The organism is Novosphingobium sp., from assembly GCF_039595395.1.
Lineage (GTDB): Bacteria > Pseudomonadota > Alphaproteobacteria > Sphingomonadales > Sphingomonadaceae > Novosphingobium.
In genome coordinates, this window is sequence record NZ_JBCNLP010000006.1 from 1,893,139 (window position 1) to 1,908,971 (window position 15,833).

Genomic DNA, 15,833 nt, shown 5'->3' on the forward strand with positions numbered 1-15,833 from the left:
TCCCTCGCGGGCGTCCGGTTGCTCGTCCCCGAGCACGTGATGGGGTTTCCCGTGTTGCGTGCGCTTTCCTTGTGTACATGCTGCCGCCACTACCCCGGTGTGGCGGATGGGTTCAGCGTCGCTCAAACTCCCCCATCCATATCAGCCTTCCCCGGAAGTCCGGCCGGGTCGGCCCACACATCGACGTTTTCGAGGTTTGCTCAGCGTTCACTCACGTTGCGGCCTGCACACTCGCACAGTCACCTATGTGACTGTCATCCAGGGGCTTCAGACATTTCGTCACCTCCATGCCTGCCCCGGTTGCTTCCGGCTGGAGCATAGCCGGGTGGGGCTTTCACCCACTGGAAAACGCCGCCTTGGCACGGCGCACGGACAAAGCCGTCGTTGCAATCCGGCTCACCGAAGGTCAACTTCCCGCCAATTCCGCCACTCCCACGTTCGGCGACCTTAGGCCCTGAAGCGGGCAGGGCTGGCTATTAAGAGACCGATGACTTCCGAGCGTGGCTCACGCCCCCAGGCTGCGCATCACCGCGTCGCGCCGACCATGGAGGAATCTATAATCTAAAACTTATCAATATTGCCGTTTGAAGGCCATAGATGATGATATTACCGAAGCTTAGACCGGGGGCATTCCGATCAAGGAGTCCCCCATGAACGATCTCTCACCCGATAATCGCACCCAATCCGCGCCGGAACGCGCTACCATCAATGACTTGCGCTCGGTGCTGGCGCGGCTGGAAAGCGTGCCCGGCCAGCTCCTCATCACCGACCATCCCGTCGATCCCGACGCCCAACTGGCGGGCGTCTACAAGCGTATCGGCGCGGGCGGCACGGTCTCGCGCCCCACGCGCACCGGCCCGGCGATGATCTTCCGCAATGTAACCGGCTATCCCGACTCGCAGGTGCTGGTCGGGCTGATGGCCAGCCGCGAGCGCGTCGCTCTGCTGCTCGACAGCGCACCGCGGGATCTGGCCCGCCATATGGGCGAGGCCGTCGCCAATCCGGTGGCGCCGCTGCTGGTTTCGGGCGAAGGCTCGCCCTGTCAGGAACTGGTCTATCGCGCCGACGAACCCGGCTTCGACCTGCGCAAGCTGCTGCCCGCCCCCACCAACACGCCCGAGGATGCCGGTCCCTATTTCTGCCTCGGCCTGGTGTTGGGCACCGATCCCGACGAGGGCCACAGCGATGTCACCATCCACCGCCTCTGCGTGCAGGGCAAGGATGAGTTGTCGATCTTCTTCGCGCCGGGCCGCCATATCGACGCCTTCCGCCAGAAGGCCGAGGCACGCGGCGAGGCCCTGCCCGTCACCATCAACATGGGTCTGGACCCCGCCATTCCCATCGGCGCCTGTTTCGAGGCCCCCACCACCCCCTTCGGCTATGATGAGTTGGGCGTGGCAGGCGCGCTGCGCGGCGCACCGGTCGAGCTGGTGCCAGCCGTCACGGTGAACGAGCATTCCATCGCCCGCGCCGAAATCGTCATCGAGGGCGAGATCCTGCCCGAACGCCGCATCCGCGAGGACATCAACACCGATACCGGCCATGCCATGCCCGAATTCCCCGGCTACACCGGCCCGGCGCACCCTGCCTTGCCCATCATCAAGGTCAAGGCGGTGACCATGCGCAAGGGCGCCATCCTGCAGACACTGGTGGGGCCCGGCGAGGAGCACACCAGCCTGGCGGGCATCCCCACCGAAGCCAGCATCCTCAACGCCTGCGAGGCGGCGCTGCCCGGCTTCGTCACCAATGTCTATGCTCATACCTCGGGCGGCGGCAAGTTTCTGGCGGTGATCCAGGTCGCCAAGCGCGCGGCGGGCGACGAGGGCAAGCAGCGGCAGGCGGCGATCCTGGCGCTGGCAGCCTATCGCGAGTTGAAGAATGTTATTCTGATCGATGAGGATGTCGATCTCTTCGACACCGACGATGTGCTCTGGGCGATGCAGACGCGTTATCAGGGCGATGTCGACACGATGTTCCTGCCCAACGTACCGGGCCATATCCTCGACCCATCGCAGACGCCCGAGTACAATCCGGCCCTTTCGGTGCGCGGCAACAGCTGCAAGACCGTGTTCGATTGCACCGTGCCCTTCCATATGAAGGAGCATTTCAAGCGCGCCCAATTCGTCGAGGTTGACCCCGCTCCGTGGGCGCCGGAGCTGTTCAAGGGCGCGGCATCATGAGCGGGCGCACGCTGCTCGGCCGGTCGCGGGGCGCTGCCCCCGACCGGATGATCGTGGGCATCAGCGGCGCCACCGGCATCATCTATGGCATTCGCGCGCTGGAGATGCTGCGCGCGGCGGGCGTTGAGAGCCATCTGGTGGTCTCACGCGCCGGGGACATGACGCGCGGCTATGAGACCGATCTGACGCGTGAGCAGTTGCATGCACTGGCGGATCATGTCCACCCCATCGGCGATGTCGGCGCCAGCATCGCCAGCGGTTCGTTCCGCACGCTGGGTATGCTGATTGCACCCTGTTCGATGCGCACGCTGGCCGAAGTGGCCAGCGGCATCAGCTCCACCCTGCTGACCCGCGCCGCCGATGTGGTACTGAAAGAGCGCCGCCGGCTGGTGATGATGGTGCGCGAGACGCCATTGCACGGCGGCCATATCCGCAACATGGCCGCCGTGACCGAGATGGGGGCGATTTGCAGTCCGCCGGTGCCCGCTTTCTACACCAGGCCGCGCACGCTCGATGATATCGTCAACCATTCGGTGGCGCGCGCGCTCGACCTGTTCGACGTGGAGATGCCCGACATGATCCGCTGGGGCGAAGGAACGCCGCTGGAAGGCAATAGTACAGATCACGAGGACAGCGCGGTCGTCCCCCGGATCGAGCGGCGCGCATGATCGCCCTGCCCCTCATGGTGCGGGACTGGTGCCATGGCCTGGATAGCACGCTGGCCGCCGAGTTGTTGACCTGCCGCGCCGATGGCTGGCCGCATCTGGCCCATCTGAGCTGCGGTGAGGTGGTGATCGACACCATGGGTCAGCTCCGGCTGGCGCTCTGGGCCGGTTCGCGCGGGACCCACAATCTGGTGGCAACCGGGCAGGCCTGCCTGATTCTGGCCAGCCCCGAAGGCGTGTTCGAGATCCGTCTGGCGCTGGTGGGCACCCTTGCCCTCCCCAGCCAAGCCTCCGGTCCGGATCTCCAAGGCTTCTGCCTCGAGCCAATTGCGGTATGCGACAAAAGTGCGCCCTATGCCAGCATCACCAGTGCGCTGCGCTTTGCCTTGCATGACCCGCAAACAGGACAGGCGCGCTGGGCGCAGCTACGGCAACAGCTGTTCGAGGTCCAAGTCGAAGCGCTGAATCGTGATGGGCCGGGCCAGTCACCGCTCTTGCGCGGCTAGCCTGCGGTCGATCTCGTCGAGTGTCCATTGCAGCGCGGGAGACACGCGCGCCTCATCCCACACAAACCACAGGCTGGCCACCGCCTCGGGGTGAACGATAGGGCGCAGCACGATGCGCGCCGGATTGAGCTGGGCCAATCCCTCCGGCACAATCCCTGATCCCAGCCCGGCCGCCACCAGCCCCAGCACGCCGGTCACCGAGCTAGAGGTCCACTGCACATTGAGCGAGAATCCAGCCTCCCGCGCCAGGTGCGACATCACCTGCATCACGCCGAAATCGCCCGGATCGCTGTAGCTGATCAGCGGCAGCCCATCGAGATCGGCCAGCGTGGCATGATCGCGCCCGGCCAGCACATGGCTTTCGGGCAAGGCCAAGCGCAGCGGCTGAGGGGCCAGCGCCAGATGCCTCCATCCTGGTGCCAAAGTGAGCGGCGCGCGTACCAGCGCGACGTCGATCCGCCCCTCTTCCAGCTGGCGCAGCACACTGCCGATGTTGCCCTCATGCAGCTCCAGCGCCAGACCGGGCCGTTCATCGCGCACATGGCGCAGCAGGGCGGGCAGGGTATCGCCGAACATTGCTGAGACGACATAGCCGATCGCCAGCCGCCCGGCCTCGCCCCGCGCGGTGCGGCGGGCGGTTTCGGCATCCGCATGATGACGGTCGAGCAGGCTCGCGCAGGCGTCGCGATAGGCGATACCGGCATGGGTCAGATCGATGCCGCGCTTACGCCGGTGGAACAGGCGCACGCCCAGCGCTTCTTCCAGCGCGGCGATCTGCTGGCTGACGGCTGGCTGGGCAATGCCCAGTTGCTCGGCCGCGCGCCCGATGTGCAAATGACGGGCCACAACCAGAAAGACCTGCAAGCGGCGGAGCGATAGAGCTGCCAGTTCATTCATGCCTTCCCCCTTCACACCGTGCCGCTTACGCGGCAAGGGGTAATGCAATCCCTGAGATGGCATCACGGCATTTGCCTGCCTCCGCCTCAATACCGGTCGTTCAGCGCTCGTGGTCGGAGCTTTGAAACCGGGCATACATTTACGTTGGCTGCAGCGCTGCTGAAAGACTGGGTCTGGGACTTTGCCGCCTTTCGCAAATGATGCATCGAATGGCAGATTTTGACGAAACCTGCCTCCTTAGCCTAATCATGCCATCCGTTGTCACAGGGGACGATCCATTTCGGCGCCGCTGAAGGCTGCTGGATTTGGGGCACATTCCTTCACGATGGATTGCCGAAGTTTCGCACTGCTGAGATGCGTTTTGTTACCTCTTCCAGTTAAACCCGCGGCCATTTGGCCCCATGCGCCAAGCCCAAGGTGACCACCCCCGCTATCAGCGCTGGAATGATCAGCCACAAGGTCACCATGTGCGGTTGAGCCATGAGAATGGTCAAGCTTTGGCCGGTCACGAGCTGGTCCGCCAAGCTCAGTCGTCCTTCTGGCGATACTTGTCATGAGAGCCCTTGCAGGCCATGCCCAGCGCCATCTGCTTGGCGCGGATCTCGGAAAGATTGCCGGAATCCGCGGCGGTCTTGTAGTCGCCGGCGGCCTTGACCAGACTGGCGGCCGCCGCCTTGAAGCCGGCGTTGTCGTTCCATATCCCGGGCTTGGCGCCGGTCTTCCCCTTGTAGCGGCCGATGCCGGTGCCTTTCGGGAACCAGGTGGCAATGCGGGGTGCCAGCGCGTTGATGGTGGCCGCGCTCTTGTGGATGACGGCCACATCGGGCGTGCCGGTCTTAAGCGTGTCACCTGCCGCCTTGGCCGCGGCGCCGAACTGCTTGAAATTCTTCTGTCGGGTTTCCACCGTTTCCTGCGGCGTTGCGGCATGCACCGACACCGCTCCGGCCAGCACGAACCCACTCACCAGCAGTTTCATCGCGCGCATGGACACCTCCCCTCCCTATCTCGGTCCATTTACAACGCCTTGAGCCAGCGCACAGCATCACGCGCCCTCTCATTCACCCGAGGCTGCAGTTCCTCCCGCAGCCAGGGTCGTTGCCATGCGCGCCCTCGTACAGAAGTCGAATACCGCCTCATAGCGCTCATATTTTTCCCGCCCGACCAGAAACGGATTGGTCTTGCTACGGCCGATCTCGTTCAAGCGCTGCACGGTGTCGTCGGTATCGCCGTGAGGCGAAATTTCGACATCGACCTTGGCCAGCATCGTGGCCTGGGAAAACTTCCCGAGCGACTGAAGAAAAACTTTTTGACCCTCGATTTTCAGCGGGAGGCCATTGCCACCCCAGTATGCCGCCTGATGCATCTGCCCATGGTCCTTCACCGGAATGATGAAGGAAAAGGTTCCGGGCGTATGGCCGGGCGTTGCGATGGTGGTGACGGTGGTGTCGCCCAGCGTTACATGGCCGCCATCCTCAAGGACGAGATCCCGTTTCGGACGGGGCGAGCGGGCCAGTGGGCTGCGCTCATTCATATGTTCCAAAGCTTGCCACGCGATCTCGCTCATGAAGACATGGGCACCCGACAGCGACTGGATCAACGGCGCACCGCCATAATGGTCGCCGTGTTCATGGCTAACGATGATATATTTCACCTTGCCCGGGTCGAGGCCGACCGAACGCATGCCATCCACGATATAGGTTTGCGCTTCCTGCTGGGTGGTCAGGGCGTCGATCAGAATGATCCCCTCCGAAGTAACCACTGCCCAGGAGGCAACATCGGCCGCTCCGATATAGTAGAGATTGTCGAAAACCTTTGTGGCTTTGGGCGCGGTGAGGCCCGAAACGATGTGCCCACCCGTCGCGTTGCAGCGGAAGGAGACCGTGGTGGGCCAGTCTTTGCCACCGACATCGACCGCCATCTTGCCAAAGCCGATGGCGGCCGGATCCTTCAGACCGTCTTCCCGATCAAGGTCCTCGTAGGTGCGGACGGGCTTGGGATACGGCTTGTTGGGATCGGCAACGGCGCTAGTGACCGATCCAAGTAAGAGGCCGGAAGAGAGGAGAATGCCTGCAATGTTTTTCATTTTGCTCATCTCATGTCTCACATCTTGAAGCGAAGGCCAAAACGGAAGGAACGGCCCACAACGTCGTAAAGTCCAGGGTTGGTGGCGATCGCAAGATTGCCGTTGCCTGGCGCAAATGGCGGATTGTGGTCGAGGAGGTTGCGGATATCGATGTAAACCTCAGCCCGGCGCTCGAGCACCGGCAGCTTGTAGGAGAATTGGGCATCCAGATAGAACTGCGGGGCGATATGATTGAAATTCACCTGGGTATCGTTCTTCGTGATATCCCAGAGCCCGCCCCCGATCAGCCGTCCCTGAAAGAAGATCGAGGCCACCCGGCTTGAGAGACCAAGCTGAGTCGTGCCCGACCAATGAGGGGTTGTACTCAGGCCGACCTGACCAGCCTGGTTGATCGGAGCCGACCCCGGGACGGTGTTGGTGAGCCGGTCGAGGTAGGAGATGATGGTGCGCAGGTTCACATTACTGCCATCGCCGAGAATTGATCCAGCCGCATGACGATAGCCGATGTCAAAATCGATACCCGTAGCCCTGAGTTGAGCAAGATTGAGAGGCACACTAAGCAGCCGAACGAGCGTCCCGCTTGAGTCTCGAACGGTCTGGGAGCAAGCGAGTGGATTGCCTGCGTAGCACTGGTCAACAAGCTGCTGCGCCGTCACAGACTGGATCGCGTCATTGATCTTGATGTCGTAGTAGTCGGCGGACAGCGTGAAACCCGGAATGACCGGCGGTTGCAACACGACGCCCGCGGTGAAGGTGTCGGCTTTTTCCGGCCTTAGGTTGGGATTGCCCGACAAGATAGTGGGAACGCCAAGAACGACTGCGCCGCCCTTGAAGGGATCAATGGGCGAAGAGGTCTGCTGGCGCCCGGCACTGAACAATTCAGATACGTTGGGTGCGCGGATATCGCGCGATCGGGTTACCCGCAGGCGGAAACCTTCGGTAGGCACATAGCTGATCCCCGCCTTCCATGAAGGAATGGTTCCGCTGGTGCTATAGTTCGTAACGCGCGCCGCGCCGTTAAATTCCAGGCTGCGAGCATAAGGGGTGTCCTTGAGAAGCGGGATAACGGTTTCCGCATAGGCCTCCTTGACCTCATAATGTCCGGCCCAGGGTTGCGGGTTGCCGTAAAGCCACGCGCCGGCTTGCGATAGCGGATCGGAGGTCGTGACCGCACTTTCCCGGCGCCATTCGCCGCCCACGGCAAGTGAAATCGGGCCTGCCCATCCTTGCAGCAACGTCCCGGTAAAATTGACCTGAGCCTCGTTTTCGGTAAGCGTCGAAACCGAGGAACTGGTACCCGAAACGTAGTCCAGCGCCGCCGAGGTCGGCGCATTGATGCCAAATAGATTGATGGGCACGCAGCCGTTGGTCGGGTTGGTCAGTGTCGAGCGACAAACAACTTGCCCGGTTGCAGGACTGATGACCGCATCGACAGCACGCGCCAACGCCTGGGTGTTGTCTACGTTGAGGATTTGGGTCGTTGCCTTGGACTGACCGTGGTTGAAATAGGCTTCCCATTTCCAGGAACCCAGCTTGCCCTTGGCGCCACCGACATAGCGCTGCGTCTTGGCGTCATTGTCGGTGTAGACATACCCACGATCGAAAGAGTGGCGTAGGAAGGTAAGGGACGTGACACCTGTCGCGAGCATCTGGCTGCTGATGGACGCCGGAAGATAGGCATTATCACGCTGGATCGTCAGAACATTGCCGACCTGATTACGGTTAAGGCCTGTCACGTATGTGCTTTCACTGTCACCCCACATAGCTTCGCCGTAGAGCGTCACATTATCCGTCAGATCATACTCGGCGTGACCGAAGAGCGAGATGCGGTGCAGCGGGCGGATCAGGTCCTGCACCAGTTCCGAATTGATGCCATCGCCGCCGATCTGCTGCGAGCTGGTACGATAGCTGCCAAAGCTGTAAGGCGTGGGTGTGCCATTTGGACTGAACTGGATGCCGGCTAGCGCGGCATTGGCAGCCGCAGAGCCACCATTGCCATTCAAAATCATGCCGCCCTGTGTGCCGATCGTCCGTACATTGTAAGCCGAAATGAGGCCAGGGCCGCCCGCCGGGCCCTGCACATAGTAATGACCCTGGCTGCTCCAGCTGCGATCCTGCGGGCGCACGCCGTCATTCTGGAAATACTCGGCCGACATCACGACATGGCCCCGATCGCCACCGAATTTGAACCCATAAGCGCCGGAGGCTTTGACTTCCTTGTTATCACCTCGCTGCGAGATGCCATAATAGGCGTCGGTCTTCAGGCCGGTGAATTTCGTATCGAGAATGAAATTGACGACGCCCGCGACGGCATCGGATCCATAGGCGGCGGAAGCGCCGCCCGTTACGATGTCCACGCGGCTGATCAGCGCTGAGGGGATCATGTTGACATCGACGCTGCCGTTGAGCGAGCCAGCGACGAAACGCTGGCCGTTGAGCAGGGTCAATGTCCGCGAAGGTCCAAGCGCGCGCAGGTCAAGGAAACTCTGCCCTCCGTTCGTGGTGCCCGAATTACGCTGAGGCCCCGACGTATTGGTTAGGGCGGGCAGGGTGCGCAGCGCTTCTGCAATTGTCGAAGGCGAGGATTTGATGAGCTGATCGCTGCTCAGGGCAGTGACCGGCGTTGGGGCCGTGAGACCTGGCCGGGCGATGCGCGACCCGGTGACGATGATATCGGCATTCACTTTGCCTGCGTCCGAGGTGCTGGCTGTCGTTGGAGCAGTGACCGGAGGCGTTTCAGACGAGGCCACAGCACCTTGAGCATGTGCGGTGCTGCTCAATGCAAAAACGCTTGCTGCTCCAAGCAGCATGACGCGGACAGCGGATGGCATAGTGGAGGCGTAACGGCCCATCATCGGTCCCTTCCCTTTCATTCGCCAGACTTTGCCTGGTCGATTCGTTCGGCCTTTCGACAGGCCGGTTTACGAGGGGTGGGTTAACCGGAGAAATCGGCTGTGACAAGCATAAATACAACGGTGTTTCATTTTCGCGGTAATTTATGTCGTCAGCCGAGGGGGTACATATCGTTCAGGCTGTAGGTTTGCCGCGCTGTTTCAAAAAATAACGCGTGACGCTCTTGTGCTGTCCGAGATGCAGCGATCCGCTTGTAACCGTTCCAAAGATTGGCATAGCCGACCATACCCTTGTCGACCGGGAAGTTGCTCTCGAACATGCAGCGCGTTACGCCAAAAGCCTCGATGCAAAAGTCTATGTAGGGCTGCCAGATCTGGCTCAGATGGTCGGATGTGGGCGGTTCCGGGAGCAAATGGAGGTCAAATCCATTAACCTTCATTCCTAGTCCACCAAGCTTCATGCGAATATTGGGTCGCGATGCAACCGCCTCGATTCCGGCGCGCCACGCATCAAAAGCCTCTCGCGGCCGGTCGCGATAACCTCCTACGCGGATCGGTCCGCCGCAGTGATCGACGACGATGGTAAGATCCGGGACCGATAGGCTGAGCTGCACAATTTCGTGCAACTGGGTTTGATAGGCCCAGACGTCGAGCGTGAGCTCCCGCTGCGCAAGGATCTGGGAGGAACGAATAAAGCTCGGGCTTTGCAGAAGTCCCTCGGGAGGAGCCACCGGGGTCGACTGAACTGCTGGATCGTTGTGAAAGGCAACTGGGAAACGGATGCCCTTGAGGCGGTCGGTGTGCTGCTGCATCCTGTCAAGAATCGGGGCAATCTCTGCCGCCAGCGTCATATCGGCGCATCCCACGATGCCTCCGCAGGCCAGCGTCTCCCCATAGATGCCGCTGGCCGCCATGGCTGCCACGCCGTTGACGAATTCGACCTCGCCAAGCGGACGGAGCGCGAGGGGCCCGTTCTTGCGGTACATCGAACGACACTGGACGAACACCGTGCCGGCGATACGATGCCCGCTTTTGATATCGCTCAGCAATTCCGGGTAGAGATAGGTTCCGTCCGGACGGTCCCAGAGATGGTGATGGCAATCGATAATGGGTAGCTCAGGATCGAGTGCTGGTTCGACATTCAGTGCCAACCAATCCTCGCGGACGGGGACATGACTAAAGGCTATCGCTTTGGGTTCGGCCACGTGCACTCTCCAAAAATTCGGGACTCGCCTAAGCTCACACCCTCAATAACGCAACAGCGTTTCATTTTTGATTGCGATTCTCGGTTTGGCCGTGCATGGTCCGGGCGCAGGCTCGCCCCACGATAAAACGAGCCGCGGGAGCATGCGATGTCTGATGTGCAAGTGAGTGGCGCCAAATGGTATCGCGACATCACGCGAGCCCAATGGATGGCCCTGGCCCTGGCCGGGCTGGGATGGACGTTTGAAAGCTACGACTCCTACTCCTTGTCACTGACGATCCCGTTCATCTCGCAACATTTCACCATGTCGAAAACCTTGGTCGGATCGCTCCTCAGCCTCACCGCGGCAGGCCAAATGGTCGGGGGCATTCTCTTCGGCTTCGTGGCCGACCGGATCGGGCGGGTGAAAACCGCCTTTCTCTGTATCTGCATCTATTCCCTGTTCTCGGGCCTCTTCGCCTGCGCCCAATCGGTCGAGCAACTCTTCATTCTTAGGGTCTGCGGCGCTTTCGGCATGGGTGGTATGTGGACAGCGGGGGCCGCGCTCGTCGCCGAGAGCTGGCCTGCGCATTTGCGTGGTCGCGGCGGCGCTCTGATGCAGGCGGGGCTGCCTACCGGGGCGATCGTGGCGATCGCCGCTTCCGCTGTCGTCGGTGAAACGATCGGCCTCGCCGATGAAGGGTGGCGCGTGCCTTATCTCATCGGGGCCTTGCCGGCCCTGATCCTCTTTTTCGTCGCTCGGGCCACGCCTGAGTCTCCAGTTTGGATAGCGCAACGACATCGCAAACAAATAGCGCATGACGCAAGACAGGGTGTGGGCCCCAGTATCCTCAAGCCTGCTCTCATCGCCTTCGGTCTGGTGTTTTGCCTGCAATATGTATTCTGGGGGGTGACAAGCTGGACCCCGACCTATCTGGTTGCCGCCCGGGGCATGAACCTGATGTCGAGCCTGAGCCATGTGTTGCTGCTCCAGCTTGGCGCTCTTGCCGGTTTTCTGGTTTTCAGCGTCTTCGTCGATCGGCTGGGCCGACGCCCGATGTTCGCGGCCTATTTGCTGCTGGGCGCGGTTGCGGTCGCTACCTTCGTGTTCGGTCCCGATGCCCTGCTGCCATTGGCGCTGTTTTGCGCGGGTTTTTCGGTGAATGGCATCTTCGCCGGACTGGGCCCTTTCATCGCGGAACTGATCGCCACCAGCCCTCGGCGTGGCTTCGTCATGGGGCTGATCTACAATGGGGGCAGGCTGGGCGGTGTATCGGCACCCACGATCATCGGCATGCTGGCCTCGGGCAAGGGCAGTCTGGCAGCCGGACTGGGCTCGACGGTGGTCGCCTTGTTGCTCGCTCTCGTCATCGTGGCCATCGCACCGGAAACAAAAGGGCGGGAGATTAAGTGAGCGGACTTGCCCGGTCCCAAGGTCTTCCGGACCCACGGGCGCAGGACTGGCCTTGTGCTTATGAGGGAGCGGCCTTATCGCAAACGGCATGGCAAATGACAGCGAATTGACAAGACGTGATCGACCGGGAGTTAGCGGTGTTGCAGCCGTCGATCGGGCCCTTAGCGTTCTTCGGGCATTCGAGCGCGGTGATGCGGTGCTGACGCTTTCCGAGCTCGCCCGGCGCACCGATCTGGTCAAAAGCACCGTGATGCGCTTGGCTGTTTCGTTGGAAGAAGCAGGTTTTCTGCTGCGGCTGGCTGACGGGCAATACCAACTCGGCGGGGAGATTGCTCGCCTCAGCAGCATCTACCAGGATGCTTTCGGTTTCGAGCGCCAAATCCTGCCTATCCTCCAGCGTCTCTCGGAGCAGTCGGGAGAAACCGCCTCGTTCTATGTGAGGCACGGGGCGTATCGGATGTGCCTGTATCGGATCAATTCTCCGCACCGGCTGCGCATTCACCTCCAGCCAGGTGACACCAGGCCGATGGATAATTCCGCGATTGCTCAGGCGCTGCGCCTGACAGATCCCCAAGCAGTGCGCGTCCTCTACTCGGCCGGGTCGCAAGATCCATATGCCTCATCCATGGCCATAGCTGTCTTTCTGGGCGATGGGCCGCCGGTTGGAGCTTTGACCCTTTCCGGGCCATCAAATCGTCTCCATGAGGGAAGGCTGGAAGAGCTGGCTCCGTTGCTATCGGAAGCGCTCTCCAATTTGCTCAGTGGCATGAACGCCGATGTGCACCGCGACGTCATTCTACAGGAAGCGAATCGCACCCGCTCGTAAATAGCAAAACTGCCCGTTTCCAAGCAGCACTCCGCGCGGCTGGCTGCCGCCTTGACGCGAAAAATGGAAATGGCGTTTCAATTAATGCCTCACACATCAACCAAAGCCACGGTGAAAAGCAGGATTTCAGCCTAATTTGCGCTGAATTTCCCAAATTAGCTAATGACAATGCAACGGTGTTTCATTATTCCTTGCCGCACATCAAAAACGACGGTTATGGAGCTGAGGTATGGCTGTGGGTTTTCGCATTCTGCCGCGAGGAAGGGCCGTCTCGGCCGATCAGGTGGAGAAATTCAAACAGTTGCCGGTGGCCAACGTTAGCGATTCGATGGATAGAATGTTAGGCGCTGGCGCTACTTTACGGCCTCTTCATCGCGGAAGTCGCCTTGCCGGTCCTGCTATCACAGTCAAGGCGCGGCCTGGTGACAACCTGATGGTTCACGCAGCAATTGATCGGGCTTCCCCTGGCGACATTATCGTCGTCGATGCCGGAGGGGATCTGACCAATGCAATTATTGGCGAACTCATGATTGCCCATGCCGCCTGGCTGGGGCTGGGTGGTTTTGTCATCAACGGGGCAGTAAGAGATCTTGCTGCTATACGTGACGGCGATTTTCCAGTGTTTGCAGCGGGCGTGACGCATCGCGGTCCGTACAAGATGGGGCCGGGCGAGGTGAACGTCCCGATCGCCATTGGTGGCATGGTCATCGAACCGGGCGATCTTATGTTGGGCGACGACGATGGTTTGGTCGCGATACCCTTTGCCGATGTCGAAAACGTCTACGCTGCAGCGGCCAAGAAACACTCTGCGGAAACCGCTCAACTTGACCGCATCGCCAAGGGCCAAAACAATCGGCAATGGGTCGAGGACGCCTTGGTGGCGGCAGGTTGTGAGATCCACCAGTGATGCGGGGGGCGTCATCCATTCTCTTCGTCGGGGCGGGCCTGGCACCGGCAGCTGTTGCCTTGGCGCAAGCTCGGGGCGTACAACTCATAACTCTTCCACCTCATCCACCTGAGGAGAAAATGATCGAAACGATCGAGGCTCATCAGCCCGACGTGATCATCATGCGCAGCGGCAAATTGAGTGGAGCCGCGATCCGTGTTGCCAAGCGGCTCAAGCTTGTCACGAAACATGGGGTGGGCGTTGACTCGATTGACGTCACCACCGCGACTGCTCAGAAAATTCCAGTGGCGTTTGCGGCTGGGGCCAATTCGCAATCTGTTGCCGAACACGCTTTTGCACTCATGTTTGCGGCGGCGCGCAACATCGTGGCACTCGACCACGCCGCGCGACATGGTTCATGGGACAAGGTCCCCGGACAAGAATTGACCGGAAAGACCTTGGGCCTGATAGGCTTCGGCACCATTTCACGTCGCCTGGCCGAATTGGTCGAACCTTTGCGTATGCGAATCTTGGTTCATGACCCTTATGTGGCCGCTGAAAGCTTGCCGTTGTCTTACGGAGTTGCGTCGAGCATTGATGCGTTGGTTTGCGATAGCGATGTCGTGAGCCTTCACTGTCCGCTCACCCCCGAAACCGCGAACATGTTCGACGCCCGGCGCTTTGCACTGATGCGCGATGGCGCAATGCTGATCAACACGGCGCGCGGGGGACTCATTGATGAAGCCGCGTTGGTGGCGGCCCTGAAGGATGGAAAGCTTTCAGGAGCTGGCTTGGACACGGTGGCATCTGAGCCGCCCGGTCCCGATTCACCGCTCTGGGCAGCGCCCAACCTGGTTGTCACACCGCATGTGGGTGCGGACACAGCGGAAGCGCGCGAAAGGGTTGGTGTCATGGTGATGGAACAGGCTCTGGCCGCAATTGAAGGCCGCCTGCCGGATCAATGGATGGTTGCCAATCCCATCGCGCTGAAGGCAGCCTGACACAAACAAAGACGGCGGCATACCGCCCGGGGTGAGGATTATGGACAGTCTCGTCGATTCTGCGATCGAGCGCAGCACGATGCGCCGCGTCATTTGGCGGATCGTGCCGTTTCTTATGATATGCTATCTGTTTTCAATCATCGATCGCGGCAATATTGGCATGGCTTCGCTTCAAATGAACGAAGACCTCAAGCTGTCGAAATCCGCATTCGCACTGGCAAGCAGCCTGTTCTTTGTTTCCTATTTTCTGGCCGAGGTCCCCAGCAATCTCGCGCTGCAACGGTTCGGCGCTCGCCGCTGGATTGCTCGCATCATGATAAGTTGGGGTTTGCTCTCTTCAGCGACTGCCCTGGTTTCGAGCGCTAACATGCTCTACGTTATGCGCTTTCTGCTGGGAGCGGCGGAGGCTGGTTTCTTTCCCGGCGTCCTTCTTTATCTCAGCTACTGGCTGCCGCGCAAATACAGAGCCCGGGTCGTCGCCACCTTCATGGCTTCGATCCCCGCCGCGAATTTTTTGGGAGCGCCGCTGTCCGGAGCGTTGCTGTCAATGGACGGCAGCTTGGGGATGCGGGGCTGGCATTGGGTCTTCGTTGCAGAAGGTGTGCCGACGCTGCTGCTGGGTTGCCTCTGTTTCTTTGTCCTGACCGATCGGCCGTCGCAAGCGGCCTGGCTTTCGCCCGTGCAACGCGAATGGCTTGACGCAACCTTGAAGGAAGAACAGGCGTCGACTTCGCTTGCCGACGCGCCTTCCACAGGGCGACTGTTGCTCAATCCTTTCATCTGGGCTCTGGCGCTCGCGTATTCAGGCCCTTCTGCGGCAAGCACGGTTCTAAGCGTGTGGCAACCGCAGTTGATCAAGTCCGCCGGTGGCTTGAGCAACTTTCAGGTAGGGCTGATAAGCGCCCTGCCCTTTGGCATCGCCTCGGTGGCAATGATCCTTTGGGGCGCCTCGTCGGACAAGACCGGCGAACGGAAATGGCACGCCTGCGCTGCCATATTGCTCATCGTGGCCGGCGTGCTGTCCACGATGACAACAACAGCGCTGATACCCACGATGGTCATGCTGTGTGCCATCCTGGTGGGCGCCTATAGCGCCAAGGGGCCCTTCTGGGCGCTGTGCTATGAGTGGCTCTCACCCCGAACGGCGGCGGCGGGGCTGGCGGTTGTGGGCGCGGTTTCAAACCTTATCGGAGGAGGCATCGCCATCAACATCTACGGTTTCATCCTGGACAAGACGGGTCGTTATGCTCTTGCCCTTCTGCCCTTAGCGATCCTCAATCTTGCGGGATTTGGCTTTTTGCTGGTTCTGGGGCGAAGGAGATCGCGCTGATCGCGCCCGG

Annotated in this window: 13 protein-coding genes; 8 read left to right on the forward strand and 5 right to left on the reverse strand. The window is 60.8% G+C overall.

The features are described 5' to 3' along the window. The first annotated feature begins 650 nt into the window (after nt 1-650). Genes ABDW49_RS27830 through ABDW49_RS27840 form a run of 3 tightly spaced genes read left to right on the forward strand, consistent with a single transcriptional unit; the run spans nt 651 to nt 3,351 of the window. Nucleotides 651-2,180 (forward strand): UbiD family decarboxylase, encoded by a 1,530-nt coding sequence (locus tag ABDW49_RS27830; RefSeq protein WP_343617126.1) that lies wholly within the window; start codon nt 651-653, stop codon nt 2,178-2,180. Then, nucleotides 2,177-2,848, forward strand: coding sequence for a UbiX family flavin prenyltransferase (locus ABDW49_RS27835; protein WP_343617128.1), 672 nt, complete (start codon nt 2,177-2,179; stop codon nt 2,846-2,848). The genes ABDW49_RS27830 and ABDW49_RS27835 overlap by 4 nt, the downstream gene beginning before the upstream one ends. Further along, complete coding sequence (locus ABDW49_RS27840) at nt 2,845-3,351, forward strand: hypothetical protein (RefSeq protein WP_343617130.1); 507 nt, start codon at nt 2,845-2,847, stop codon at nt 3,349-3,351. Before ABDW49_RS27835 ends, ABDW49_RS27840 begins: the two co-directional genes overlap by 4 nt. On the opposite strand, the gene ABDW49_RS27845 is transcribed toward ABDW49_RS27840, so the two are convergent. The 5 genes from ABDW49_RS27845 to ABDW49_RS27865 form a co-directional block, all read right to left on the reverse strand. Next, nucleotides 3,331-4,248, reverse strand: a complete 918-nt coding sequence (locus ABDW49_RS27845; protein ID WP_343617132.1) for a LysR substrate-binding domain-containing protein — start codon at nt 4,246-4,248, stop codon at nt 3,331-3,333. The two genes, ABDW49_RS27840 and ABDW49_RS27845, sit on opposite strands and share 21 nt — an antisense overlap. A 526-nt stretch (nt 4,249-4,774) precedes the next feature. Then, nucleotides 4,775-5,233 (reverse strand): cytochrome c, encoded by a 459-nt coding sequence (locus ABDW49_RS27850; RefSeq protein WP_343617426.1) that lies wholly within the window; start codon nt 5,231-5,233, stop codon nt 4,775-4,777. A 69-nt stretch (nt 5,234-5,302) separates the two neighbouring features. Beyond that, the gene (locus tag ABDW49_RS27855; protein ID WP_343617134.1) at nt 5,303-6,340 is read right to left on the reverse strand and encodes an MBL fold metallo-hydrolase; all 1,038 of its coding nucleotides are present in this window, start codon (nt 6,338-6,340) and stop codon (nt 5,303-5,305) included. Nucleotides 6,341-6,348: 8 nt separating this feature from the next. Then, nucleotides 6,349-9,186, reverse strand: a complete 2,838-nt coding sequence (locus ABDW49_RS27860) for a TonB-dependent receptor (RefSeq protein WP_343617136.1) — start codon at nt 9,184-9,186, stop codon at nt 6,349-6,351. A gap of 149 nt (nt 9,187-9,335) precedes the next feature. Next, nucleotides 9,336-10,388, reverse strand: coding sequence for an amidohydrolase family protein (locus ABDW49_RS27865; RefSeq protein WP_343617138.1), 1,053 nt, complete (start codon nt 10,386-10,388; stop codon nt 9,336-9,338). Nucleotides 10,389-10,535: 147 nt separating this feature from the next. Here ABDW49_RS27865 and ABDW49_RS27870 point away from each other — a divergent pair, with 147 nt between their 5' ends. The 5 genes from ABDW49_RS27870 (at nt 10,536) to ABDW49_RS27890 (ending at nt 15,823) form a co-directional block, all read left to right on the forward strand. Further along, on the forward strand, nt 10,536-11,780 hold the full coding sequence (locus ABDW49_RS27870; RefSeq protein WP_343617140.1) for an MFS transporter: 1,245 nt from the start codon (nt 10,536-10,538) through the stop codon (nt 11,778-11,780). Between the two features lie 88 nt (nt 11,781-11,868). Further along, nucleotides 11,869-12,606 (forward strand): helix-turn-helix domain-containing protein, encoded by a 738-nt coding sequence (locus ABDW49_RS27875; protein ID WP_343617141.1) that lies wholly within the window; start codon nt 11,869-11,871, stop codon nt 12,604-12,606. A 229-nt stretch (nt 12,607-12,835) separates the two neighbouring features. Next, nucleotides 12,836-13,513, forward strand: coding sequence for an RraA family protein (locus ABDW49_RS27880; RefSeq protein WP_343617143.1), 678 nt, complete (start codon nt 12,836-12,838; stop codon nt 13,511-13,513). Further along, a complete protein-coding gene (locus ABDW49_RS27885) occupies nt 13,513-14,493 on the forward strand; it encodes a hydroxyacid dehydrogenase (RefSeq protein WP_343617145.1) in 981 nt (326 codons plus the stop codon). Before ABDW49_RS27880 ends, ABDW49_RS27885 begins: the two co-directional genes overlap by 1 nt. Before the next feature lie 40 nt (nt 14,494-14,533). Next, a complete protein-coding gene (locus ABDW49_RS27890; protein ID WP_343617147.1) occupies nt 14,534-15,823 on the forward strand; it encodes an MFS transporter in 1,290 nt (429 codons plus the stop codon). Nucleotides 15,824-15,833 lie beyond the last annotated feature (10 nt).

Excerpts from the sequence above, each read along its gene's own strand:
- ABDW49_RS27890 (WP_343617147.1), top strand. The coding sequence starts at position 14,534 with ATGGACAGTCTCGTCGATTCTGCGATCGAGCGCAGCACGATGCGCCGC.
- ABDW49_RS27870 (WP_343617140.1), top strand. The coding sequence starts at position 10,536 with ATGTCTGATGTGCAAGTGAGTGGCGCCAAATGGTATCGCGACATCACG.
- ABDW49_RS27875 (WP_343617141.1), top strand. The coding sequence starts at position 11,869 with ATGGCAAATGACAGCGAATTGACAAGACGTGATCGACCGGGAGTTAGC.
- ABDW49_RS27835 (WP_343617128.1), top strand. The coding sequence starts at position 2,177 with ATGAGCGGGCGCACGCTGCTCGGCCGGTCGCGGGGCGCTGCCCCCGAC.
- ABDW49_RS27840 (WP_343617130.1), top strand. The coding sequence starts at position 2,845 with ATGATCGCCCTGCCCCTCATGGTGCGGGACTGGTGCCATGGCCTGGAT.
- ABDW49_RS27860 (WP_343617136.1), bottom strand. The coding sequence starts at position 9,186 with ATGATGGGCCGTTACGCCTCCACTATGCCATCCGCTGTCCGCGTCATG.
- ABDW49_RS27845 (WP_343617132.1), bottom strand. The coding sequence starts at position 4,248 with ATGAATGAACTGGCAGCTCTATCGCTCCGCCGCTTGCAGGTCTTTCTG.
- ABDW49_RS27885 (WP_343617145.1), top strand. The coding sequence starts at position 13,513 with ATGCGGGGGGCGTCATCCATTCTCTTCGTCGGGGCGGGCCTGGCACCG.
- ABDW49_RS27830 (WP_343617126.1), top strand. The coding sequence starts at position 651 with ATGAACGATCTCTCACCCGATAATCGCACCCAATCCGCGCCGGAACGC.
- ABDW49_RS27855 (WP_343617134.1), bottom strand. The coding sequence starts at position 6,340 with ATGAGCAAAATGAAAAACATTGCAGGCATTCTCCTCTCTTCCGGCCTC.
- ABDW49_RS27850 (WP_343617426.1), bottom strand. The coding sequence starts at position 5,233 with ATGCGCGCGATGAAACTGCTGGTGAGTGGGTTCGTGCTGGCCGGAGCG.
- ABDW49_RS27880 (WP_343617143.1), top strand. The coding sequence starts at position 12,836 with ATGGCTGTGGGTTTTCGCATTCTGCCGCGAGGAAGGGCCGTCTCGGCC.